General features: G+C 54.6%; 18 protein-coding genes. 3 read left to right on the forward strand and 15 right to left on the reverse strand.

The features are described 5' to 3' along the window. Positions 1 to 4: 4 nt before the first annotated feature. A complete protein-coding gene (locus PCH01S_RS14505) occupies positions 5 to 1324 on the reverse strand; it encodes an SLC13 family permease (protein ID WP_042230415.1) in 1320 nt (439 codons plus the stop codon). A gap of 119 nt (positions 1325 to 1443) precedes the next feature. Here PCH01S_RS14505 and PCH01S_RS14510 point away from each other — a divergent pair, with 119 nt between their 5' ends. Both PCH01S_RS14510 and PCH01S_RS14515 read left to right on the forward strand, forming a co-directional pair. Continuing rightward, complete coding sequence (locus tag PCH01S_RS14510; protein WP_042230417.1) at positions 1444 to 1836, forward strand: TIGR04086 family membrane protein; 393 nt, start codon at positions 1444 to 1446, stop codon at positions 1834 to 1836. Between the two features lie 93 nt (positions 1837 to 1929). After that, complete coding sequence (locus PCH01S_RS14515) at positions 1930 to 2775, forward strand: phosphatase PAP2 family protein (protein WP_042230419.1); 846 nt, start codon at positions 1930 to 1932, stop codon at positions 2773 to 2775. A 92-nt stretch (positions 2776 to 2867) separates the two neighbouring features. Here the strand turns inward: PCH01S_RS14515 and yajC are convergent, their stop codons facing one another. From yajC to PCH01S_RS14535, 4 genes are read right to left on the reverse strand one after another with little or no spacing between them, the layout of a single operon-like run. Further along, positions 2868 to 3188 (reverse strand): preprotein translocase subunit YajC, encoded by a 321-nt coding sequence (gene yajC / locus PCH01S_RS14520; protein WP_042230421.1) that lies wholly within the window; start codon positions 3186 to 3188, stop codon positions 2868 to 2870. 19 nt (positions 3189 to 3207) lie between these two features. After that, on the reverse strand, positions 3208 to 4344 hold the full coding sequence (tgt, locus tag PCH01S_RS14525) for a tRNA guanosine(34) transglycosylase Tgt (RefSeq protein WP_042230423.1): 1137 nt from the start codon (positions 4342 to 4344) through the stop codon (positions 3208 to 3210). 20 nt (positions 4345 to 4364) lie between these two features. Continuing rightward, positions 4365 to 5486, reverse strand: coding sequence for a tRNA preQ1(34) S-adenosylmethionine ribosyltransferase-isomerase QueA (queA, locus tag PCH01S_RS14530; protein WP_042230426.1), 1122 nt, complete (start codon positions 5484 to 5486; stop codon positions 4365 to 4367). A gap of 9 nt (positions 5487 to 5495) precedes the next feature. After that, positions 5496 to 7568, reverse strand: coding sequence for a SpoIID/LytB domain-containing protein (locus PCH01S_RS14535; RefSeq protein ID WP_042230427.1), 2073 nt, complete (start codon positions 7566 to 7568; stop codon positions 5496 to 5498). A gap of 606 nt (positions 7569 to 8174) precedes the next feature. Between PCH01S_RS14535 and PCH01S_RS14545 the strand changes: the two genes are divergently transcribed. After that, positions 8175 to 12428, forward strand: a complete 4254-nt coding sequence (locus PCH01S_RS14545) for an S-layer homology domain-containing protein (RefSeq protein WP_042230430.1) — start codon at positions 8175 to 8177, stop codon at positions 12426 to 12428. A gap of 476 nt (positions 12429 to 12904) precedes the next feature. On the opposite strand, the gene ruvB is transcribed toward PCH01S_RS14545, so the two are convergent. From ruvB to thrC, 10 genes are all read right to left on the reverse strand, one after another. Continuing rightward, positions 12905 to 13909 (reverse strand): Holliday junction branch migration DNA helicase RuvB, encoded by a 1005-nt coding sequence (ruvB, locus tag PCH01S_RS14550; RefSeq protein ID WP_042230431.1) that lies wholly within the window; start codon positions 13907 to 13909, stop codon positions 12905 to 12907. Positions 13910 to 13927: 18 nt separating this feature from the next. Then, the gene (gene ruvA, locus PCH01S_RS14555; RefSeq protein WP_009671933.1) at positions 13928 to 14554 is read right to left on the reverse strand and encodes a Holliday junction branch migration protein RuvA; all 627 of its coding nucleotides are present in this window, start codon (positions 14552 to 14554) and stop codon (positions 13928 to 13930) included. Further along, positions 14551 to 15054 (reverse strand): crossover junction endodeoxyribonuclease RuvC, encoded by a 504-nt coding sequence (ruvC, locus tag PCH01S_RS14560; RefSeq protein ID WP_009671937.1) that lies wholly within the window; start codon positions 15052 to 15054, stop codon positions 14551 to 14553. Before ruvC ends, ruvA begins: the two co-directional genes overlap by 4 nt. A gap of 281 nt (positions 15055 to 15335) precedes the next feature. Then, entirely contained in the window at positions 15336 to 15758 is a 423-nt protein-coding gene (locus PCH01S_RS14565) for an organic hydroperoxide resistance protein (RefSeq protein ID WP_042230433.1), read from the reverse strand. A gap of 198 nt (positions 15759 to 15956) precedes the next feature. After that, positions 15957 to 16634, reverse strand: coding sequence for a BofC C-terminal domain-containing protein (locus PCH01S_RS14570; protein WP_042230435.1), 678 nt, complete (start codon positions 16632 to 16634; stop codon positions 15957 to 15959). A 214-nt stretch (positions 16635 to 16848) separates the two neighbouring features. After that, positions 16849 to 19932, reverse strand: a complete 3084-nt coding sequence (locus tag PCH01S_RS29325; protein ID WP_053228716.1) for a LysM peptidoglycan-binding domain-containing protein — start codon at positions 19930 to 19932, stop codon at positions 16849 to 16851. Positions 19933 to 20227: 295 nt separating this feature from the next. Beyond that, positions 20228 to 21109, reverse strand: coding sequence for a branched-chain-amino-acid transaminase (ilvE, locus tag PCH01S_RS14580; protein WP_042230437.1), 882 nt, complete (start codon positions 21107 to 21109; stop codon positions 20228 to 20230). A 9-nt stretch (positions 21110 to 21118) separates the two neighbouring features. Further along, positions 21119 to 22057 (reverse strand): prephenate dehydratase, encoded by a 939-nt coding sequence (locus PCH01S_RS14585; protein WP_042230439.1) that lies wholly within the window; start codon positions 22055 to 22057, stop codon positions 21119 to 21121. 2 nt (positions 22058 to 22059) lie between these two features. Further along, positions 22060 to 23022: a homoserine kinase gene (gene thrB, locus PCH01S_RS14590; RefSeq protein ID WP_042230441.1), complete on the reverse strand. Its 963-nt coding sequence runs from the start codon at positions 23020 to 23022 to the stop codon at positions 22060 to 22062. Next, positions 23022 to 24092, reverse strand: coding sequence for a threonine synthase (thrC, locus tag PCH01S_RS14595; protein WP_042230443.1), 1071 nt, complete (start codon positions 24090 to 24092; stop codon positions 23022 to 23024). The genes thrB and thrC overlap by 1 nt, the downstream gene beginning before the upstream one ends. Positions 24093 to 24125: the final 33 nt, after the last annotated feature.

Here is a 24125-nt window from a genome sequence, read left to right on the forward strand (position 1 = left end):
TCCCTCAATTGTTGCCAAACCAGAATCCGACTAAATACAGGGATGCCAGGGTAAGTGAAAATAGAGCAAACGGCACGCCGATCCGTGCATATTCCCGGAAGCTCAGCCCGTTTTTCCGGGAGGCAGCGACTCCGAAGGCCAGAAGACTGGAAAAAGAACTGAAGCTGGTCGCATTGGAGCCTAAGTGCACACCCGAAAGCAGGACATACCAGAGCCTTCCCGCATGATCCGGTGAGACGGCCTGCAATTGTTCACTCACCATTTGAACGACGGGAACGGAAAATGCGGTCCAGGCCGTCCCGTCCGAAAAGGCGGCGCCGGCAGCGGACAACCAGAGAACGGCCAGCACGGCCCGCTGATCGTCTCCCGAGCTTGCCTTCATCAGCCATTCGGCCGCGACGTCAAGCACGCCTGTCTGGACGAAAGCGCCGGCGATAAGGAGCCAGCCGGCAGTGAGCGCCAGGAGCGGGACAAAGCCGGCCGCGAAACTTTTGAGGCTTTCGCGTCGTTTAATTACCGATTGGAACAATAAGGCCGCTGCCGCTCCGGAAATCCAAATCAGGTCAACACCCGTCAGATCGGCACAAATATATGCCAGCAGGATCAAACCCAGGGCGATAGCCGGATTGCGGATATCCCCCTTGTCTCCATTCATGCCGGAAGCCGCGGTTTGGAGTTCCCGGAGTCTTTCCGTGCCTACTTTCAGCTTATCGACGTACACCGTCCGGATCATCATATAAGCGAGAACAAGGAGAACGGCATGGAGGGGGCCCAGCACGAGCCAAACGCCCGTCAGGCCAAGTTCGCCTGTAGTGCCGATCAGCCGGGCCGGCATAGTTCCGGCAACGGAGAGGCCGCTTCCGATGTTGCAGGCCAGCATCATACCGATTACGAACGGAGAAGGCGGTATTTTCCAGGCTCTCGTAAAAGCCAGCAGAAGCGGCAGAAGAGCCGCCATGGCGGTTAATGCGTCCAGAAGAGCCGATGCGGAGGCGGCCAGCATCATGGACATGGCCAGCACCTTTTGCGGATTCGCCGAAGTCAGCCGGTAAAATCTTACCGCCGTCAGCTGAATCCATCCCGCTTCTTCGATTACAGTCGCTATTATTCCCATGGTCAGCGCAAGCGCGAGCGCTCTCCACGGGACGGCCTCTATCACGACGGCTGGGGGACCCGCAATTCCGGCCGCCAACAAAACAGCCGCTCCCGCCAGCGGAAGCCAGGCGCGGCAGCGGACAAATTTCAGGCCCAAACCTACGGCCAGCAGGGCGACAACTACAGCCGCTGCGGCCTGCCAGCCGGCATTCTGCACAGCTTCATGCATCTTGTTCCCGTCCCCCTTTCCCACGGAACCGCGTACAAGCGGAACCTGTACTATTCTTATGAACAGGCCCATAGAATGATGATACCGAAATGTTCTTAAGGGAAAGGGAGGATACTGTCATGATTCCGATTAATAAGGTGAGCCAGGTCCGTCTATCTTCGCCATTTCTTTCAGGCCTTCTCTATGCGTTCATTATGCTGATTGCGGGAACTATAGTAACTTCGCTGATTCTGCTTCTCAGCCGTACGCAAGAATCTTCGCTTTCCACCCTGGCTTATATCACGCACGGGCTTTCCGTTTTTGTAGGAGGCTGGGTTGCGGGTAAACGCGCGGGCCGCAAAGGCTGGTATTACGGCGGCATGCTGGGCATTTTTTATGCGCTGATCGTCTGGATTATCGGCTTCCTTGCGGTTGATACCGCATTCGATCTGAAAACGCTCACCCTGGCCGGATTCGCTTTCGCTGCCGGTGCGCTCGGCGGCATGATCGGCGTTAATTCCAGCAGTAAATAATGGAGAGACCCCTGAAATTGCACACCTACTACTCCGACTATGATATAATATCTTAGTTCTCTTATACCTTTTTGAATTTTAGGGGGAAATACAATGTATCCGTTACAATCCATGACCCACGCAACCGTATATATTGTGATTTCCATCTACGTTCTCCTGTACCTGTCTTTACGGAAAAATCCGTTTTTTGTCGCAGGAGCATTCGTACAGGACTTTTTCACAAAACGGAAGTTTTTCTTTCATTTTGCGGCGGTCATGGCTATTCTCTTTTTCAACAAAGTCGAGCTTTGGATTGAATCCAAAATGCACTACACACCCGATTTCACGGCAAAAATACACGGGCTGGAAGGAGACTTCGTAGCAGGTTTCCAGCACTTGTTCTATAACAACACCGTCACGATGGTTACCAGTATTTTTTATGTGATCGTATTTCCATGTCTGATGATCGTATCGATTCTGATTTATACGTACCAGAAGAAATACCGTCTTTTTTATGCGCTTTGCTATACGGTCATAATCAATTACGTCATTGCCATTCCGTTTTACTTGTTCTTCCCCGTTCAGGAAGTGTGGGCGTTTCATCCCAATGTAAAGCTGCTGATCTTGGAAGTGTTTCCTAAATTCGAAGCGGAATACCGGCCTTTGTCCGGGCTCGACAACTGTTTCCCGAGCCTGCACACCTCCATTTCCGTGTCCATGGCACTGCTTGCCAGCCGTTCAGGGAACCGGCTTTGGAAATGGTTTTCCCTCCTCAGCTGCGTAGTGATCATCTTCTCGATCTTCTACCTGGGGATCCACTGGCTGACCGACATGTGCGGCGGTGTCCTTCTCGGTATATTCGCGGCCCGTCTGGGCCTTAGCATCAGCGAAGAGCGTCCGTTCTTCAGCAGGATTCTTCTGCCGCAGCGCAGGCTCCAGAAGCAAGAAGTCAGCGAATAATGCTGCGACAGCTTGTTAATATGTACGAAAAAAAGGCGAGTTCCTTAGACCGGCCGGTCGAGGAACTCGCCTTTTATGTATGTGATTCGCTCTTATTTTTTCTCTTCTGCTACCGCGCTGCTCGTTACAACGGTGTTAACCGCCGAACGGTCGAATGTCATTTTGGTCGCATCGTTAACGCGCAGAACGACGATGTCGTCGGTAATCTCCAGGATTGTGCCGTGAAGGCCTCCGATCGTAACGACCTTGTCGTTTTTCTTCAAGTTACCCAGCATCATGTTGCGGGTTTTCGTCCGCTTCTGCTGCGGGCGGATCAGCAGGAAATAAAGAACCAGGAACATCAGAATAAGCGGAATGTACGTCACTAAGCTTCCGTACGGACTTGCATTGGCTGCTGCGGCCAGATTGGACATCGTTGAGATCCTCCTTCAGTTAAAAACCTTTGTCGTTGTCGTGAAGACCATACTTTGTAAAAAACTCGTCCCGGAAATCGCCGAGGCGATCTTCGCGGATGGCTTGTCTGACACCCCTCATCAGTTCAAGCAAAAAGTGCAGATTGTGGTACGTGGTCAGCCGGATGCCGAATGTCTCGTCGGCCTTGATCAGGTGACGGATATAGGCGCGGCTGTAGTTGGTACATGTGTAGCAGCTGCACTCCGGATCAAGCGGTCCGAGATCGTCGGCGTGTTTCGCGTTGCGGATAACAAGACGTCCGGCGCTCGTCATCACGGTGCCGTTGCGGGCAATCCGTGTCGGCAGTACGCAGTCGAACATATCCACGCCGCGGATAGCGCCTTCGATGAGTGCGTCGGGTGAACCCACTCCCATCAGGTAGCGGGGCTTCCCGGTCGGAAGCAGCGGTGTCGTGCATTCCAGCATCTCATACATGAGGTGCTTGGGCTCGCCTACGCTCAATCCTCCAATAGCATACCCCGGGAAATCCATGGAAGTCAACTGCTCCGCGCTCTGCTTGCGCAAATCGGCGTACATGCCGCCCTGCACGATGGCGAACAGTCCCTGATCGCCCGGACGGGCATGACTCTTCAGGCAGCGCTCCGCCCAGCGGGTCGTACGTTCCAGAGAGTCTTTCACGTACTCGTAAGTCGCCGGATAAGGAGGACATTCGTCGAAGGCCATCATAATATCGGAGCCGAGCGCATTCTGGATTTCCATGGCTTTCTCCGGCGAGATAAAGAGTTTGTCCCCGTTCAGGTGGGAACGAAACTGCACGCCTTCTTCCGTGATTTTACGGATATCGCTCAGGCTGAATACTTGAAAGCCTCCGCTGTCCGTCAAAATCGGGCGGTCCCAGTTCATAAATTTATGAAGGCCGCCTGCTTTTTTCACAAGCTCATGGCCCGGGCGGAGGAATAGATGGTACGTGTTGCTCAAAATAATGTGAGCGTCCATCGCTTTCAGTTCTTCCGGGCTCATTGTTTTTACCGTCGCCTGAGTGCCTACCGGCATGAAAGCAGGTGTTTCGATCACACCGTGCGGAGTATGTACGCGACCGAGCCTTGCCCCGGTCTGCTTGCAGGTCTTGATGTGTTCATAAGTAACCGCAGCCATAGTTGTCTTCCCTTCTCGATTCAATAAATAAACATCGCGTCGCCGAAACTGAAAAAGCGGTACTTCCGCTCGACGGCTTCACGGTAAGCGTTCAAAATGCTCTCCCGGCCGGCCATGGCGGAAATCAGCATCAGCAGCGTCGATTTAGGCAGGTGAAAATTCGTCAGCATCGCATCGACAAGTTGAAACTCCACGCCCGGATAGATGAAGATGCTGGTCCACCCGCTGCAAGCGCGAATGTATGGCTTGCCGCTGTCCGTGTGGACGGAGCCGCCTTGCGCTTCCGATGCCGCCCGCGACTGGCGGGCGGCGGTTTCCAGCGTTCTCGTCGAGGTCGTACCGACCGCTACGATGCGGCCGCCTGCGGCGGTCGTCTCGTTGATGAGATCCGCCGTTTCCTGCGGAAGCTCATAGTACTCGGCATGCATCTCGTGCTCTTCCACCTTGTCCGCGGATACGGGACGGAACGTCCCGAGCCCGACGTGAAGAGTCACGAAGGCCAGACGGACGCCCCGGCTTTTCAGCTTGTCGAGAAAATCGCCGGTAAAATGCAGACCGGCGGTCGGAGCGGCAGCGGAACCCGCATGGCGGGCATAGACCGTCTGGTAGCGCTCCTTCTCGGGCAGCTGTTCCTTAATATAAGGAGGCAGCGGCATTTCCCCCAGCTTATCCAGGATCTCGTTAAAAATACCTTCGTAACGGAAGCGAACGGTACGCGCTCCCATCTCCCCTTCGGCTTCGACCACCGCCGAAAGCGGTGCCTGCTTCGGGACGACCGGCGTACCGTCCGCAGCCGTCTCCGGCTGTACGCCGAACAGCAGCTCAGTGCCGGTTTTAATCCGCTTGCCGGGACGGGCCAAAGCTTCCCAGCGGTCCTCGCCCAGCGGCTTGAGCAGCAGAAGCTCCACTTTGGCCCCCGTGTCCGCCTTCACGCCAAAAAGCCGGGCTGGAATGACTCGCGTGTCATTCATCACGAGCAGATCCCCGGCTTTCAAATAATCGGCCAACTGTTCAAACGTATGATGACCGACGGCGCCCGACTGCTTGTCGAGCGTCATCAGTCTAGACTGCGTCCGTTCCAGGAGCGGAGTCTGGGCAATCAATTCTTCCGGCAAATCGTAATCAAAATCTTGTACGTCCATTTATGTCTCTCATTCCTTAGTCGTCCAAACTCCGGTATAGTAAGTTTGTAAAATTTCGGTGTAGGTTTTCCCCTGCTCCGCCAGACCTCTGGCTCCCCATTGGGACATGCCGAGTCCGTGCCCGTTGCCTGTCCCGCGGATCACGAAGCTGGCCGTGCCCGATGCGACGCTGCGCACCTGGTTGTCCGCTCCCATGACGAACAGGTCGGCCCCCGCTTTTTGCGGTTTGGCCTGGGTTCCCCCGATAACCTGGACAGAACCCGCCGTTTGAGCGGCCGGTTTACCGTCTGCACCAACTATAGTATACCTTCCCGGTTCCTCAATATCAAACAGGGTACTGGGCAGGCCGCCCAAAACATTCCGAAGATCGTTCGGGTATTTGACCTTCACTACTTCCCCGTTTGCTTTCAGTTCGGTAGCGCGTCCCGACGGGCCTCTTTTGCTTACCTCCAGCGACTGGAGCGGTCCGTTCAGCTTCACTCCCGCGCCTGCGAGCAGCTTCTCCATCTGGGCGCGGTCGTACACCCTGAACCAGCTGTAGGAATTTGACTCCGTTACCTGTTCCAGCAGGGTGACACGCTCCTTGTCCTTAAGCTGGGCGACGGCCGGGGAGCTGGCGCTGTCCGTGCTCGGCAGAATGCGGACATTTACGCCTCCTTGCGTGGATGCGGCTATTTCAAGACCGGCCGCGCTCTTCTCGCCCGTTTTCTTCAGGTAAGTGCCGCTGACATAGCCGGTTTCACCCGAAAGCAGAGCAACCCGGTACCAGACTGGCTTGCCTTTAGCCGCTCCCTCGTCGGGGCTGGCTACGCTTTTCAGATAGGGAACCGCATTGCCCCAGATTTCGGAAGCGTCAGCGGTCTGCCCGCCCGAATTGGAGGAGTACAAAGGATCTCCGATAATACCCGACTTGTCTACCAGCACTTCACCTTTGGTCGCATCGACGGCCTGGCGGACGATCTCGGCTTCGCGGAGCATTCCCCTGTAGGCTTGGTCGGTCGTCGAATCGCTGAGGTGCGCGATGCCGTATTTCATTCCTTTTTTAATCGCAAACGTACGCGCGGCGACCGCCTGCGCTTTCAACGCTTCCAGCGGAAAGCTGCCGTCCATCTCGGAGCTGACCACGGAGTACAGGTACTCTTCGAAAGGTAGCTCGTTAACAAGCGCGAATTTGCCGTTGTAGCGGCTGATTTCCATGCTGCCCCGGTAGACCTGGTTCGACTTCTCCGCTACTTTGATTCCGGCGCCGTTGCCGTCGAGCCAAGTTTTCTGCGAGCCTGCTCCCGAGAAATAATGGGGAACTCCCGCTGCGGCGGTCGTAGCGTCCACCCGCTTGATCAGATACGCCGATGCCGTATCGGCCGGCTGCAGGGCTACGCCCGGCAAAGCCGCTTTGACGGCGGCCAGCCCGGCCTCGTCCGCCTCGCCGCCTACCCATACACTGTACCCGGCTTGTCCCGAAGCATCCGGCGTCAGAACAACGTCGGCGTCCGCTCCCGCCAGTGATACGGCCGCGGCCTGCTTCTCCGCTTCGGCGGCCGTGGCGTACGTGCCGGCAGACCAATGCAGAGGCCCCGACAGAACCGCTTGCGCGGAGCCCGTTGCCTTGACCGCCTTGGCTTTTGCCGTGTTGGCCGTTTCCTTCGCCGCGTAGCTGCCGTAGTATACCTGATACACGGCGGCTCCTTTTTTGGAGCGGCTGATGATGTACGCACGGTCGGAAGGCAAGCTCTGGAGCTTGTCGTAAGCGGCTTTCGCTTCACTCCAGTTCGCCGTTTCCAGCACACGGACCCCATAAGAGTCCAGGGAGGCTTTCAGAGTTGCGCCGCCCTCCGCCGCTAGGTTCACAACCCCGGCGGGAGTGCGCACTCCCAGCTTGAAGCCTTTGTCCGATGAGAGGGTGACCACCTGCTCGGGAGTACGGTAGCTTTCATGTTCGATAAAAAGGCCGACCCGAATCGTATCGAGTTTCGGAACCGCTGCTTGTAGCGGGAGCGCGGCGCTGCCGAACAATCCCGCTGCCAGCACCAGCGCCAGCAAGGCGGCCGTGACCACTTTCCAGCTTATCCGGCTGTTCTTCATAGATGCAAACAATCCTTTCCGTTTGGGGATATGGGTCTGGTAAATGAATCCAACTCTAGTATTCTATCAACTATTAGACGCAGCTTTCAACGATAAGTTGTGACAAAATACGGCAATAGCCGAATATAGAGCCGGTCGTCTCTTTTTATATCGGCTAAGAAGCTCCCAAATGCAAGGGGTATTCGGAACGCCCAAAAGTCAGCCGGTACCTTCGGCTGGCCTATCGACGAGCTATTTCTTTTATAAAGACGCCTTTCAACCGACTCCGCTACATAATCAATTGCAGGACGAGGATAAATCCGATAGCCACGATGGAAATCAGGGACTCCGCCGCCGAAGCGGTGGCAGTATGGATGAGAGTCGAGACCGGCAGACAAAAAGAATGAGAGAAGTATCGCGTTCACGGCAACCTCCGTTATCGCTTTTCCGACGCCATTGTCGATAAAAACCTGGATGAGCCCTCCTCTGACTCCCATAATCATACTTTCGTCACAAATCTTTAACATTCATAGTCGACATTTATCGTTTTTTGGAGGAAAATGCTGGATGAAGACGAATTAAATGTTGGAATAATCATCCAGTCATACTGCGAAAGGTGTTGAAGCAATGAAACTGAAATTGCGCAAGCGAAGATTAACCCCTATTTTTTTAACTTTCCTGCTTTTCTTTCTATCTGTTCTGCCGGTGCCGTTTGGCATTAACAAGGCTATGGCCGCAACGAATTGGCAGGCGATCGGGAACAGCCTAACCGGTTTAAATGTGGAAGTTACACACGATGCTTCTGCTCCCAGTCTCGTTCAATTTAATAACGAAGTTTACGCAGCGTGGTCTGAGGGCTACAACCAAAATACGATTCATATCAAAAAGTATAACGGTACGAAATGGGACTATGTTGACGGAGGCGCTGGCTTCCAAGCAGATGCCTCCGAAGCTGCAATGGACCCTGTCATGACGGTTTATAACAATGAACTGTACATAACATGGCGTGAGACATCCAACAAAGGTAATCAGATAAGAGTCAAAAAGTATAATGGTTCTAATTGGACCTTTGTAGATGGTGGGGGCAGTACCGGCTTGAATATGAATTCTCCAGCTGCCGCGTATACCCCTCATTTGGTAGTTTATAAAAACGATCTCTACCTCATCTGGGTTGAGAATACTAACAGATATTATCAAATCAGAGTAAAAAAATTTAACGGTTCGGCCTGGACATCTGCAGATGACGGCGGTGACTTCGGATTAAATGCGAATCCTTCTTTGAATGCGAATTCCCCCGCGTCAGTTGTTTATAACGGTAACCTATACATATCTTGGGACGAGAGTGACTGGCCTAAATCCCGATTGCGGGTCAAAAAGTACGACGGTTCAACTTGGTCTTTTGTCGACGGGCCTAAGGGTTTGAATAACGACGATTCTTCTTATGCAGAAAACGGTAGTCTGAAAGTATTTAACAACGCTTTGTACGCTGCATATTCTGAAGATAACGGATCGGGAAGACAACTCCGGGTAAAGAAGTTTGACGGATCGAGTTGGGCATCTGCTGATGGCGGCGGCAGTGTCGGATTAAATGTGGATGCTTCGAAAGATGTGAGATCCCCACATTTTGATGTGTACGACAACGCATTGTACTTGATTTGGTCGGAGGAAAGCGGCACAAATTTTGGCGAAGAAATCCGGGTAAAAAAATATGATGGCACAAATTGGGATGAGGCTAGCCAAGGCATTTTTGCCCTAAATACTTCGCGGCCTGTTGCAATGCGTCCCCAATTATCCGCAACAAATGATAATCTAATTGCTGCTTGGATTGAATTTAACGGCTATCAGTACCACATCAGGGTCATGAAGTATGATGGTGCCGCATGGTTACCCGCTTATGAAGAGATCAATGTCGGGTTAAATGGAAATCTGATAGACGCATATGACCCTGATTTAAAAGAATATAAGGACGAGTTATACGCCGCCTGGGTTGAAGCAGGGAAGATTAAAGTTAACAAATATTCCAATGGATCCGTTTTGCCCGTATCTGGTCTCCAAGGCTTGAATGTGGATCCGACAAAAGTGGCTGAAAGTCCGAAACTTGCCGTGTTCCATAATCAGTTATACGCATTCTGGGTAGAACGCGACAATGCAAACGTCCGTGTACTGCGGGTCAAAAAATTCGTGGACGGATCTACTTGGATAAACGACGAGGATTGTTGCAGAAACGGATTAAACGCCGATCCTCTAAACCAAGCCTTGAACCCTAACCTATTGACAACGGATAACGGAATGTATGCGGTATGGGCCGAAGCAGGCCGTGTGGGAAATGACATTCAAGTGAAGAAATTCGATGGAAGTTGGAAATCGCTTGGTCGAGCCGCTTCGTATACGTTCGGCGATCCGAGCTTAGCCATGTTCCAGAACGAATTATACGGATCTTGGTTAGAGCTGAACGGGAACAGTTACCAAACGAGAGTTAAAAAGTTCAATGGACAAGAGTGGGTATATGCAGATAACGGAGAGGTTGGCGGTACCGACGACGTTTCCAGCTCTTTAATCGTGTTCAACAATGAACTGTACGTTGTGTGGGGTGAGAACAGCAGCGATCGGATTCTTCTGAAAGTAAAGCGTTTCGACGGAATCAGATGGGAGTCGGTTGAGAACATTGCGGATTCCAGCGGGGGTAAAAGCCTCTCTGCTCTGAAGGTATACGGCGATACACTGTTTGCGACTTGGACGGAATGGACTGGACGGACCGAACGAGTGCGCGTTAAACAGTTTAATGGTACAAGTTGGTATGCTGCTGACGATGGCGGTGCGAACGGTCTAAATGTGGATGCATCGAGACGGGCAGTAGCTCCTGTTATGGAAGTACATAACGGCGACCTTTACGTTTCCTGGTTTGAATATAACGGGGTGTCTAACCAAATACGAATGGCTCGTTATACGGGAGCCATTATCCCGCCCGAGCCGCCGGTACCTCCGGTTAATCCGGTAATTCCGGCGCCGCCGACGGGACTTGTCGCAACACCGGGAGACGGACAAGCGTTCTTGCAGTGGAACAGTGTTACAGGCGCTACTTATTATCAGGTCTACCAAGGAACATCACCGGGCAGCTACGGCTCCTCCTCGGCAGTGACGGTAAGCGGAGCAACTTACTCTACTCTCATTACCGGCCTCTCGAACGCCTCAACCTATTATTTTGCGGTTCAGGCAGGCAATGCGGATGGAGTCAGCCCACTTTCGGCAGAAGTGAGTGTCATACCGCAGGCGGGTCATAAAACAGAATTGCACACATTGGCTTTGTCTCAGGGAACGCTTACGCCTGCTTTCGATTTCAGGACTCTCGCCTACACGGCCGAAGTTCCGAACATCGTCTCGTCGTTAACGGTGACCGCTTCGGTTTACGATCCCCTTTCGACATTGAAGGTGAATGGAGCGGCAGTTCTGAGCGGTCAAAAGAGCAGCCCTATTAATCTTGCTGCAGGAAGCAATATCATCTCTGCTGAAGTGACTGCAGCGGACGGAGCGACGAAAATTTATACGATTAACGTAACACGGGAGGCCGCATCCTCGTCATCGGGAGGAAATTCGTCCGGTTCCGACAATTCCCCGAGTACGCCAAGCGGCGGCCAGACGACGAATGATCAAAATGCTTCCGGTACCGTAACATTCGAAAACGGTCAAAAAGTTATAAACGTATCCGTTGATGCTGCCAAGCTGATCGAGCAGCTTGAGAAGGGTGGAGACAAACAAACACTCGTCATCCCCGTGAATCAGGACGCGGATAAAGTGTCTGTGACTCTGAACGGAGACGCCCTGAAAGCAATGGACAACTTCAAACAAGCTGTGATTGCTATTGAGACGCCTAACGGCAGCTACAAGCTGCCTGCCGCACAGATTGATTTTGCTGCTCTATCAGCTCAATTCGGCCAGCAAGTGAAGCCAAGCGATCTTTCCATACGCGTAGATATTGCGAAGAGCGATGCAACCAAGGTAAACTTCATTGGGTCAGCGGCGGATAAAGGTCAATTCACCGTCATGGTTGCGCCTGTAGATTTTACGGTTTCAGCCACTTATAAGGACAAGACGGTAAGTCTGGACCAATTCAGCAAATTTGTTGAACGTGAAATTCCGATTCCTAGCGGCATCGACCCTAGTAAAATCACGACGGCAGTCGTTCTGAATGACGATGGATCGATCCGTCAAGTGCCGACGCGCTTCATAACCCGTGGTGGCATCAGCTATGCGGTTGTGAAGAGCTTAACCAACAGCACTTATGTACTGATCGCGCATCAGAAGACTTTCACAGATACGGAAGAACATTGGGCGAAAGACATTATCCATGACATGGCATCGCGGCTGGTGGTAAACGGTGTTGAAGATGCGCACTTTGCGCCTAATGCACCGATCACGCGCGCGGAGTTCACTGCAATTATCGTCCGGGCGCTTGGCCTGGATAACAAAGGGAAATCCCTGGTCTTTAAAGATGTAGATACAACGGATTGGTTCAATTCTGCTGTTGCAAAAGCACAGGAGTACGGCTTAATTGACGGCTACGAAGACGGTAGTTTCCAGCCTGAGAAGACGGTTACTCGTGAGGAAGCGATCGTGATGATGGTCCGAGCCATGAAACTCGCGGATCTGGAGCCAAACGTTAACGATACAGACATAAAATCCATTCTAGCCACATTCGCTGATGGCGCTTCGGTTGATGCATGGGCTAGACAGGGCGTTAGCGCAGCCGTAAAAAGTAAGTTGATCAACGGTACCGATATCGGACTACTGCCCAAGAGAGACATTACTAGAGCCGAAAGCACTGTGCTCATTCATCGAATGCTGGAAAAAGCTGAATTAATTGACGGCGTTCGGACGAAATAAATTTCTCGCTTCGACGAACTAGTTAATGAATAAACCCGGAAAGTTGACTCATTCGAGTGCAACTGCTCCGGGTTTGTTTTTTGTTTTCCATGCTCCCCCAAAAAGATAGGCAGCCTCGAACGCCGCCGGGAATGTTCATACCATAATTACGATGGAAATATTCAATGCATTCAAGAGAATGTTAAAAATCCTATTAGTGATACTGTGGAGAGCCTAAGAATAAAAGCGAGAAGGTGTCCGTTTTTTTCAGCCAATTCGTGGGTTTAGGTATGAAAAAAACTACACGCATAGACCTGCACCAAAGGCGCGCGATCTGTGCGTGTAGTTAGATGTGGTTTTACTGTCGGCGAGCATATGGTCGAGTGGCTTCAAAACTTAAGCTTAGCGCCCTATATAGACTTGCTCCCGCTCCCGGAACACAAGGTCAGAGCTATCACGCTGATGTGCCGATCCATCCGAACAGCAGCCTGTACCGGTTAGTTCTGCTCCGGAATCGGCAGCCCCAAATGGGTGTACGCCTGATGCGTGACCATCCGTCCGCGGGGAGTCCGCTGCAAAAAGCCGATTTGCAGCAAATAGGGCTCATACACGTCTTCGATCGTCTGGCTTTCCTCGCCAATGGTGGCTGCGATCGTATCGAGTCCGACCGGGCCTCCGCGGAACGAAGTAATGATCGCTCTCAGCATTTTGTGGTCGATCTCGTCAAGGCCGAGATCGTCCACCTGAATGTGCCGGAGCGATTCGCGGGCCAGATCGACGGTAATGATTCCGTCTCCTTTGACCTGGGCGAAATCGCGTACCCGCTTCAACAGCCGGTTCGCGATACGCGGCGTGCCCCTGGAGCGCATCCCGATTTCACGCGACGCCTCTCCGACGATCTGCACCTGAAGGATGTCGCAGGTGCGGCTGACGATATACGACAGCTCATCGACGGTGTAGAACTCCAGCCGGCTGATTACGCCGAAGCGGTCCCGCAGCGGAGCCGACAGCAGCCCTGCGCGAGTTGTCGCGCCGATCAGCGTGAAGGGCGGCAGATCCAGCCGCACGGAACGCGCGCTCGGCCCTTTGCCGATGATAATATCGAGCGCAAAATCCTCCATCGCCGGATACAGCACTTCCTCCACCGTTCGGTGTAGGCGGTGGATTTCGTCGATGAACAGCACGTCGCCTTCCTGCAGATTCGTCAGAATCGCAGCGAGGTCGCCGGGCCGCTCGATAGCGGGACCGCTCGTCGTGCGGATATTGACGCCAAGCTCGTTGGCGATGATATTCGACAGGGTCGTTTTTCCGAGCCCCGGAGGTCCGTAAAGCAAAACGTGGTCAAGCGCTTCTTTGCGCATTTTGGCCGCTTCGATATAAATCTTGAGATTTTCCTTCGCCTGCGTCTGTCCGATATATTCCGCCAGGTACCGGGGGCGAAGGGAAAATTCCACGATTTCGTCTTCCATCATCAAATTGGCGGATATAATGCGGTCTTCCATCGTCATCTCCCCCAAAACTTACATTTGAAACAAAGCCTGGAGGGCTTGTTTCATGATGACATCGGCAGGATCGGTATCCTTAACCTTCGGCTGGATGCGGGACCACGCGCGGTCCGCTTCCGCTTCCGTATAACCGAGCGCGAGCAGACCCTGCTTGACTTCGCCCCAGACTCCCTGGGTGCCGAATTCATCCGACGGGTCCACTAAGCCGAACGATACGGCCAGATCGCGCTCCGTAACCGGCAGTGCGCCCAGCTTTTCTTTCAAATCGAAAATAAGCCGCTGTGCGGTTTTCTTGCCGATACCCGGCAGCTTGGTAAGAAAAGCGATATTCTCCTGCTGGATAGCCGCGACTACCGTTTCCGGGCGGCCTCCGGCAAGAATGCCGAGCGCGACTTTGGGACCGATGCCGCTGACATCGATAAGCTGCCGGAACAGCATCTGCTCCTCCCTTGTCGGGAAGCCGAACAGCAAGTGTGCGTCTTCGCGCACATGATAATGAGTATACAGCGTGACATCGGCGTCTTCTTTCAATCCGAACGCGTACGGGTTGGCGCAAAAAACGCGGTAGCCGACTCCGTTCACGTCGAGAACGACGTATTCCGTTTCACGCGCAGCTAGTTTGCCTCTTAAGAAATCAATCATCGTTTGGTAACCTCTTTGATTTTATCGTGCAGCGTGGATGAATGCGCGTGGCAGATCGCTACGGCGAGCGCATCGGCTACGTCATCCGGCTTCGGTATCGCGGACAGCTTAAGAAACATGCGGACCATTTCCTGCACTTGGATTTTCTCCGCTTTGCCATAGCCGACAACGGCCTGCTTAACCTGGAGCGGCGTGTATTCGCCGACGGGTATTCCGCGCTGAACGGCTGCGAGTATAATCACGCCGCGCGCCTGGCCGACGGTAAAGGCCGTCGTCACGTTCCGGTTGAAGAACAGCTTCTCGACAGCCATCGCGTCGGGTTTATATTTGTCTATGAGCTGGCAGGCCGCATCATAAACCTGCTTCAGCCGAAGACCCGGATCGGTATGGGCCTCGGTTTGTATACAGCCGTACTGAACGGGCGTTAGTTTGCTGCCGGTCTTGTCGATAAACCCGAAACCGACGATCGCAATGCCCGGGTCGATTCCCAGAATACGCAAAAGAAGTTCTCTCCCATCCCCTGTATGCCCCAAAAAGCGAACATATGTATCGATTTCCATTATAGCAAATTCTCGCCGAAAGGGATAGCGTGTTTAAAGGCGGGACAAATCGTAAATATTGTCCGTCTTGTTCGCGGTCTGTCCGCCGGCTGAATTATAGATAGGTTCCGAACATCTTCGGTCCAATCCTCAATTTAATATAGAAGTCCCGCAAGAACCGTACCGCTCTCGCAACAATAAAAACGGCTCCCTCGCGGAAGCCGTCTCGTTTCGCTGTAAATTTACGCTTGGACAACATCGATAAACACGTCGATATTGTCTCGTGTAGCCTTCGAGTAAGGACAGACATGGTGTGCGGCGGCGACCAGCTCGTTAGCCGTTCCCATTTCCACCCCGGGAATGCTCACTTTGAGTTCGACAGCCAGCTTGAAGCCTCCGTCCTCCTCGTCTTTACCGATCGTTACGTGAGCCGTCACCTGTGTTTCGGAACGGATCTGTTTTTGCCGCATCACAAGGTTCAGGGCGCTGTCGAAGCAGGCCGCGTAACCCGCCGCAAAAAGCTGCTCGGGATTCGTTGCCGCTCCGCCGGGACCGCCCAGCTCTTTGGGCATTTTGACTTCCAAATTCAGCACGCCGTCATCCGAAGTTACTTTCCCGTTCCGTCCGCCTTGAGCCGTTGCAACCGCTGTGTATAAATGCTCCATAGTCAAACACCATCCCTTTAAAAGTTTAAAATGAATGCGCCGCAGGAGGCGCTTCGTTGTATGAGAGAATAATATCACACTATTATATTGTGCGCAATATAATTTTATAAAATTTATATTCCTAAAAAAAGCTCCGCCTTTAAAGCGGAACCTTTTTAAACAAATTTGTTGAAATTTCCATCCCGGCCGGTAAAAACTTTAGTAATTGGGCGACATCGCCTTTTCGCTCTCCTGAACGGCATAATCGCTGAAAGTGGACAAGACACTGTTGAACTCAGCCACATCGGACACCCGTATTCCTTCGTGAAGCTGATGCACGGTTTCTTTGGGCAGAGTGCTTTCGAGATATTGGATATTAAGCTGGAAAAAGGTACGGATAACCTTGTCATTGGCCGGCAGCCCATCAAACAAAGATAAATTTCCGCTCTCGTCCACCCCGAAATAAGCGCTCTGTTTGCATTTGGGCGACAGATCGTCGATATGCTGGGTAAAAATTACACTCCCCCCGGAATTCAAGCTCAGGGTCCAATCAGGATGCTCCCCGTTCAAAGCCGTAATCTCGTCCGCGGATTTCAGCCCCAGCTCCTGCTGCTCTTCTCCGCATACGTACGAGCGCTGTATATAAGTCAGCCGCTGACCGCCTTCGGAGCGGATTTGCCGCAGGGTTTGTTCCTGCTGAGCTTTCAGAGCCTGATCGATTTCCGGCGCGGCAGCTTGTCCGAGAGGTGCACCGGCTTCCCGGTAAGCCGGTTTGGGGAATTCATAGGCAGCCAGCAGGTATGCGATTGCAGCAAGCAGAACGTAACTGCCGAATATCAGCCGTTTGCGTTTAAGACGGATTTTTTTCTTCAATTGCTTCAGCAAGTTGAAAACCATCACGGCAATCCCCTTCTATCCTCTGTTTTCCCTTATTGTTCCCCCCGCCGAAAAGCTTATACATGTATTTCCAGCGCGGTATAAAGGCTGCGGAAAGAAAATCTGGAGGCGATATCGCCGTGCGTAAAAATGAAAAACTCCGGCGTTCCTGAGAGGAATCGCCGGAGCGGAAGCTTCCCATGAATTGACACGGGAAGCCGATAAGACAAAGGGTTTAAACGTTCATCCAAGGAACATTTGCACTAACCGTCTGTTTCGGCGCGCTGCGGCCCGATTTGCGGATGATCGTGCGTACGGAACTCTTGGGAGCTTTGGATTTCTTGGGAGCGGACGTTTTTTTGGCTTTGGTTTGCGTCTTCAAAAAAGAATCCGATTCCTCTTCCTGATCGGCCAGATGAATCCGGGCTTCACTGTCCCCGTATCCCTGTTCGGATCCCTGGAAGCCCTCTATCCCGTTAGAGGCCCCCTGAAACTGCGGACCCGAAACGGCGTAGGCGGGCTGGGGAATCTGGGCGTACGGATTTACCGCTCCTTCCTGATCTGGACCGTAACCGTACGAGACCGGAAACGCGGGCGGATAAATCCGTTCCCAATCCGGCTGGCCGTAACTTGTAAACGGCGTGTACGGCGATTGCTGAGCGCCTCCCGCGTAAGGCACGAACCCGGACGGGAATGCCGGGAAGTTAGTCGTCTCCGGCGTCTGACCGCGGCCCTTTTTGGCACCCCCGCAGCCGCAGCCGCAATCTTTCTTGCCCCCCGATGGCGGGATAGACGCCATACCGGCCGCAAAAGCCTGCGATCCATAAGGCTGTGGAGCAAAGCCTTGCGGCCATCCGCCTCCTTCACCGTAGCCTCCGGGCGCGTACTGGCCCTGAATCGGCTGCTGCTGCGGAGCAAAGCCTTGCGGCCATCCGCCTCCTTCACCGTAGCCTCCGGGTGCGTACTGGCCCTGAACCGGCTGCTGCTGCGGCGCGAAGCCTTGCGGCCATCCGCCTCCCTGCTCGTAGCCTCCGGGCGCGTACTGGCCCTGGACCGGCTGCTGCTGCGGCGCAAAGTCTTGCGGCCATCCGCCTGCCTGCTCGCGGCTTACGGACGCATATGCGGCCTGCTCCGCCTCCTGCGGCGATGCGTAGCCCTGCGGCCATCCGCCTCCCTGCTCGCGGATTCCGGACGCATATGCGGCCTGCTCCGCCTCCTGCGGCGATGCGTAGCCCTGCGGCCAAACGCCGTCTGCCTGCTCGCGGCTCCCGGCCGCATATGCGGCCTGCTCCACCTCCTGCGGCGATGCGTAGCCCTGCGGCCAGACGCCCCCCTGCTCGCGGCTTCCGGACGCATATGCGGCCTGCTCCGCCTCCTGCGGCGACGCGTAGCCCTGCGGCCAGACGCCTGCCTGCTCTTGGCCTCCAAGCGCATATGCGGCCTGCTCCGCCTCCTGCGGCGATGCGTAGCCCTGCGACCAGACGCCTGCCTGCTCGCGGCTTCCAAGCGCATATGCGGCCTGCTCCGCCTCCTGCGGCGACGCGTAGCCCTGCGTCCAGACGCCCTCCTGCTCGTGGCCTCCGCGCGCGTATTGGCCCTGCTCCGACCGTTGCTGCGGCGCTAAGCCTTGCGGCCATCCGCCTGCCTGCTCGTGGCTCTGAGGCCATCCGCCTACGTCACCGTAGCCTCCGGGGGCATGCTGCCCCTGCTCCGCCCATTGCTGCGGCATTGAGCCTTGCGGCCATCCGCCTGCCTGCTCGTGGCTCTGAGGCCATCCGCCTACGTTACCGTAGCCTCCGGGGGCATGCTGCCCCTGCTCCGCCCATTGCTGCGGCATTAAGCCTTGCGGCCATCCGCCTGCCTGCTCGTGGCTCTGAGGCCATCCGCCTACGTTACCGTAGCCTCCATGCTCAAAGCCCTCATGGCCAAATGGCATGTATGGCTCGGGGTAACCCGGATGCTGTCCGAATGCGGGCTTTTCCGCACAATAGGCTCCGTCCGTGTAAGGGGTATTCAAATCCGGGCCGACTCCCATGCCTCCGTACAAACCGGGCTGGCTCGGAAACCAAGGCTGGGACGGATAGGGCTGTGCCTGAATATGCCCGGCCGGCTGGATGAATTCTTCCTCGGGAGCGGCCATAGCCTGATAGGACGGAATGCCCTGAGGAATTTCCACACTCGGATACGGCAGCGTCTGCGGATGTCCCCAACCGCCTTCGTACGCTCCGTGATGTCCATACGGGACGGGCAATCCACCGTCGCATCCGCACGGTTCTTTTTTCCACATTTCATGATGATGCCCATATGGAGACACGAAAGGCGCATAAGGAGGGCAGGGCTGAATCATCGGAAGGATTTCCGGATAGCCTCCGCAGTCCGGAATAGCCTCCGCCTCTTTTACATAAGCGGGATAAGGAGTCGGAACAACGGGCTCGCAAGGGTGCTGGGGCGGAGGCTGCGGTGTATAAGACGGCAGCTCGATCTGCGGCAGCACCAGTTGAGGCAGTTGGTATTCAGGCACCGGAGGCTGCGGAACCGGCTGCACGGGAGGCTGCTCGATAACCGGCAGCTCTACCTTAGGCGCAGGCTGTGCGGGAAGTTCGATCTTTACTTCCTCTTTATGGTCTGTCACCTTTGCCAGGTTTAAGTTAATTTCCGTTATCTTCGTTATTTGGTTAATTTCCGGTGATGGAGGGGGCTGGACGACTTCCGGCTTGTGCTCCACTACCTCGGGCACGGGGACAACCGGCTGGATCGGGGCAGTATTCTTCTTGCCGTGAGCTGTCCCGCCGTGATGAGGCTGATACCCTTGAACGCCTTCTTGCTCTTTGTGACCCTTTTTCGGAATATAGACGGTTTCACCGGTCATCAGTACGCTCGGGTTTTTCAGTTGGGTGTTGACCTCAATCATTTCTTTCAGCGGAATTCCCCATGCCTTCGAGAGTTTCCACAGCGTATCTCCCTGCTGCACAATGTGCTTTACCAGATGGTGGGGCTCATGATGCTGACCTTCGTGATGATGTCCATCGTGATGCTGCCCACCGTGATGGTACCCATCGTGATGCTGCCCTTCGTGATGGTGTCCATCGTGATGGTGTCCTTCATGATACTGCCCATCGTGATGCTGTCCATCGTGATGCTGCCCTTCATGGTGATGGGGTTTCGTCGGCATTCCCGGAATTTTCACCTTTTCGCCGACGTTGATTTGGTCCGGGTTCGCGATGTGAGGATTCGCTTCGATCACTTTATCGAGATCGACGTTGTATTTTTGGGCGATTTTATACAGCGAATCCCCTTTTTTAACCATATGGATTTTCAACGGGTCTTACCTCCTTCTTCTAAGTACATATCCGTCTTCCCCAATCCGATTGACATTACATCTTATGCAGACCCATGGGCATTTGACATCCCCAGACGAAAAAAAGCCGCGGAAAATTCCGCAGGACAGGCGCAAATACAGCAATTCCGGGCATAAAAAAAACCGCTGCCGCAGGAAGTGCCCCTTCCCCGGAAACGGTTTTCTGAGAGTTTTATGAATTGTTTTGGCAAAAAACGGTCCAACCGATACAAAAGTCGGCACCGGTAATGAAATGAAACGAACCGTACGTGAGGGCCTATTCGTAAACTTTAACCCCGTCGACAGTCACTATGCTGCGGAATTCCTGCAGAAGGTTCGTCGTAATCGGGCCGGCTTTGCCTTCCCCGATAGTGCGGCCGTCCACTTCGCGAACGGCGATAACTTCGGCGGCTGTGCCCGTAAAGAACACTTCATCCGCCACATACACGTCATGAAGGGTAAACGGCTCTTCCTTCAAAGTGTAGCCCTTGCGCTCGCAAATCTCGATGATCGCCGCGCGCGTGATGCCTTCCAGCGCACCGATGTAGCAAGGCGGTGTGAACACGACGCCTCTTTTTACGATAAAAATGTTATCCGAAGAACCTTCGGCGACATATCCCTGCGAATTCAGCATGATCGCTTCGCCCACACCGGCCAGGTTGGACTGGATTTTGACGAGAATGTTATTCAGGTAGTTGAGCGATTTGATTTTCGGATTGACCGCGTCGGGAATGTTGCGGCGGCTTGAGACCGAAACGGTTTTGAGACCGTTGATGTAAGCTTCTTCCGGATAAATCGACAACTGCTCGACGATAATGATGACGCTCGCTTTGGGCGAACGGCGCGGATCGAGTCCGAGGTCGCCGGGACCCCGGGAAACGACGAGACGGATGTAGCCGTCACGAAGTTCGTTGCGGCGGATCGTTTCCACCAACGCGTCCTGCATTTCCTGAAAGCTTAATGGAATGTTGAGCATAATCGATTTGGCCGAATCGTAAAGACGATCGAGATGCTCCTTGCATTTAAAAATGTTGCCGCCGTAAATGCGGATGCCTTCAAAAATTCCATCCCCGTACAAAAAACCGTGATCGTAGACGGATACTTTGGCTTCTTCCTTGGTAACGAAGCTTCCATCCAGGTAAATCCACTGCTGTGCCATAATTCGTTCTTACACCTCCGGGGTTTGGGTTTCGTACTGGTACGTCGGGTAGCAGCCCAGAATCCGCACCTGGCAGCCAATCGCTTCGATTTCTTCAAATGCGGCCCGGACGAGAACCGATTCCAGTGAGCCTTCTACATCGATATAAAAATAGTACTTGCCAAGCTTGCGTTTCGTCGGCCGGGATTCCAGCCTCGACAAGTTGATCCGGCGCCAAGCGAAAGCCGACAGCACTTGGTGCAGCGCCCCCGGATAATCCTCGGGCGGTGTGACCAGAATGGTCGTTTTTGTATGGCCGGAGGCCGGCAGGTCCAGCTTTTCACGCCCGATCAAAATAAAACGGGTCGAATTGTCGGGGTTGTCCTGTATTTTCGACGCGAGAAGCTCCATTCCGTACATGTCGGCGGCGTTTGTCGTCCCGATCGCCACCACGTTCGAGTCTCCCAGCTCGCTGACAAGGCGGACGCTCTCTCCGTTGGAACCCGTCTGCTCAATCTCGGCCTGCGGCATATACGTGCGCAGAAACTTGCGGCATTGGGCAAGCGCGACCGAATGGGACAGCACTTTGGTAATGTTTGACCAAGAGACAGGCGGAGAGCTTGCCAGTTCCCCGTTCTCCAGTCTCGCCAAGCCGTTCTTGTCATCGGCCGCCCGGTGGGCACTGCCGGGAAGACCGATCAGGTTCATATCTATAGGATAAACCCATTCCACCTGCATCGGCAAATCCACCTCGTGGACGAGCCAATCGATATGCAGGGTAACGGAACCCTCGATCGTATTCTCGATCGGAATAACGCTGTAATCCGTTTCTCCCGAAGCGGTCGCCAGGAATACATCGGAGATGAGCTTGAACGGCACATATTCGTACCGGTCCCTCCCGAGGAAATGGTGCACGCTCTCTTCGGAGAAAGTGCCGGGTCCCAGTATCGCAATCCGTTTCTTCGCCATCGCTATTCCGCTCCTCCCGCAAATTCCTCGAAGGACGGTTCGCCGCCCGCCAGCTTCCAGACGCGGACGCCTTCGCGGGAAGGCCTCAGCCATCTCGTTTCCGCCTCGATGCCTTCTGCGCGGAACGTCTCCCGGAGGAACGCTTCCAGTTCCTCCTGCCTTCCCTCGCTCTTATCCGCGAATGCGATAAGAGTCGGTCCCGCGCCGCTGAGCGCAGCTCCCAGCGCGCCGTGGTCGGCCGCTTCCCGGAGAATCTTCTCCATTCCGGGAACGAGAGCCGCGCGATACGGCTGATGCAGCGCATCCTTCATCGCGTGCCGGATCATGCCCAGCTCCCCGGCGGCAAGCGCCGCGACGAGCAGAGACGAGTGACCGATGTTGAAGACGGCGTCTTTCATCGGCACCTGATCCGGCAGCACGCGGCGCGCATGCTCCGTGGAGAGCTGGAACGCCGGCACGGCGACCAGCGCCTCCAGGCGCTCGTGCGGCTCGATGCGCACGTGCTTCGCCTCATGGCCGTCCCAGTAGGCCGCGATAATGCCGCCGAACAGCGAGGCGCCGACGTTGTCGGGGTGCTTTTCCATACCGGAGGCGATCTGGAAAAGCTCGTCCGGCGGAAGGTCCGCTCCGCTCAGCGCATTTGCCGCGGCAAGCGCTCCGACGATAGCGGAGGCGCTGCTGCCCAGGCCGCGCGTGAGCGGAATGTCGCTGTCCATGCGGATGCTCAGCTCCGGCATGGGAAGACCCGCGTGGTGGTACAAGGTGCCGGCCACTTTATAGATCAGGTTCGTCTTGTCCGTCGGAATTCCCTGCATATTACTTCCGAAAAGTTCGATCTGTGTCCGGTCCGCTTCACTCATCTCAATCCGGGCGTACAAATCAAGGGCCATGCCGAGCGCATCGAAGCCCGGTCCCAGATTGGCGGTGCTGGCCGGAACGCGGACGCGTACCGCGGCGGGAGCCATTAGCTTCCCACCTGCTCCAACTGCCGGATCGCATCCATTACGGCCGCTTCCGAATCTTCCACGACGAGCGGCTCGGCTTTCACGCTCTGAATGGCGTTGTGCGGATCTTTAAGGCCGTTGCCGGTCAGCACGCACACGACGGATTGTCCTTGCCGGAAGTGTCCTTCCCGCTTCAGCTTGATGACGCCGGCAAGGGATGCCGCCGATGCCGGCTCGGCAAAGATGCCCTCCTGCGAAGCAAGCTTGCGGTAAGCCGCCAAAATTTCGTCATCCGTGACATAGTTGATCTGGCCGCCGGATTCGTTGGCCGCGTTTACGGCTCCGTCCCAGCTCGCCGGGTTACCGATCCGGATGGCGGTCGCCACGGTTTCCGGATTGAGGATAGGCTCTCCCTTGACGATCGCCATGGCGCCTTCCGCTTCGAATCCGATCATTTGGGGCAGCGAGGAAGATTTGCCTGCCGCCTGATACTCCTTGAAGCCTTTCCAGTAGGCCGTGATGTTGCCCGCATTGCCGACCGGAATCGCCAGATAATCCGGCGCTTTCCCGAGCTGGTCGCACACCTCGAAAGCGGCGGTCTTCTGTCCCTCAATCCGGTAGGGATTGACGGAATTGACGAGTGTAATCGGCTGCTTCGCCGTAATTTCGCGGACAATCTCCAGCGCCCGGTCGAAATTCCCTTCGATGGCGATCACTTTCGCCCCGTAAATGATAGCCTGCGCCAGCTTGCCGAGCGCAATGTTGTTGTTCGGAATAAGCACGATGCAGTTCAGCCCGCCGCGAGCGGCGTAGGCGGCAGCGGCCGCCGATGTATTGCCGGTGGAAGCGCACATGATCGTGGAGCTTCCCTCCTCCATCGCTTTGGCCACGGCCATCACCATGCCGCGGTCTTTGAACGAACCCGTCGGGTTCAGTCCTTCATATTTGACGTAGAGGTCGAGTCCCAGCTCCTCGGACAATTTTTCCGCGCGGATAAGCGGAGTATTTCCCTCGTGCAGGGTAAGCAGCGGGGTTTTTTCCGTAATCGGGAGGTAAGATTTATATTGATGCAGCAAGCCCATATATCTCATTTTCTTCTGCAGCCTCTTTTCTTTAATATAAAA

The sequence above is a fragment of the Paenibacillus chitinolyticus NBRC 15660 genome, from assembly GCF_000739915.1.
GTDB classification, from domain to species: Bacteria; Bacillota; Bacilli; order Paenibacillales; family NBRC-103111; genus Paenibacillus_F; species Paenibacillus_F chitinolyticus.

Coding starts and splice junctions, on each gene's coding strand:
- PCH01S_RS14505 (WP_042230415.1), bottom strand. CDS start 1,324: ATGCATGAAGCTGTGCAGAATGCCGGCTGGCAGGCCGCAGCGGCTGTA.
- PCH01S_RS14510 (WP_042230417.1), top strand. CDS start 1,444: ATGATTCCGATTAATAAGGTGAGCCAGGTCCGTCTATCTTCGCCATTT.
- PCH01S_RS14515 (WP_042230419.1), top strand. CDS start 1,930: ATGTATCCGTTACAATCCATGACCCACGCAACCGTATATATTGTGATT.
- yajC (WP_042230421.1), bottom strand. CDS start 3,188: ATGTCCAATCTGGCCGCAGCAGCCAATGCAAGTCCGTACGGAAGCTTA.
- tgt (WP_042230423.1), bottom strand. CDS start 4,344: ATGGCTGCGGTTACTTATGAACACATCAAGACCTGCAAGCAGACCGGG.
- queA (WP_042230426.1), bottom strand. CDS start 5,486: ATGGACGTACAAGATTTTGATTACGATTTGCCGGAAGAATTGATTGCC.
- PCH01S_RS14535 (WP_042230427.1), bottom strand. CDS start 7,568: ATGAAGAACAGCCGGATAAGCTGGAAAGTGGTCACGGCCGCCTTGCTG.
- PCH01S_RS14545 (WP_042230430.1), top strand. CDS start 8,175: ATGAAACTGAAATTGCGCAAGCGAAGATTAACCCCTATTTTTTTAACT.
- ruvB (WP_042230431.1), bottom strand. CDS start 13,909: ATGGAAGACCGCATTATATCCGCCAATTTGATGATGGAAGACGAAATC.
- ruvA (WP_009671933.1), bottom strand. CDS start 14,554: ATGATTGATTTCTTAAGAGGCAAACTAGCTGCGCGTGAAACGGAATAC.
- PCH01S_RS14565 (WP_042230433.1), bottom strand. CDS start 15,758: ATGGAGCATTTATACACAGCGGTTGCAACGGCTCAAGGCGGACGGAAC.
- PCH01S_RS14570 (WP_042230435.1), bottom strand. CDS start 16,634: ATGGTTTTCAACTTGCTGAAGCAATTGAAGAAAAAAATCCGTCTTAAA.
- ilvE (WP_042230437.1), bottom strand. CDS start 21,109: ATGGCACAGCAGTGGATTTACCTGGATGGAAGCTTCGTTACCAAGGAA.
- PCH01S_RS14585 (WP_042230439.1), bottom strand. CDS start 22,057: ATGGCGAAGAAACGGATTGCGATACTGGGACCCGGCACTTTCTCCGAA.
- thrB (WP_042230441.1), bottom strand. CDS start 23,022: ATGGCTCCCGCCGCGGTACGCGTCCGCGTTCCGGCCAGCACCGCCAAT.
- thrC (WP_042230443.1), bottom strand. CDS start 24,092: ATGAGATATATGGGCTTGCTGCATCAATATAAATCTTACCTCCCGATT.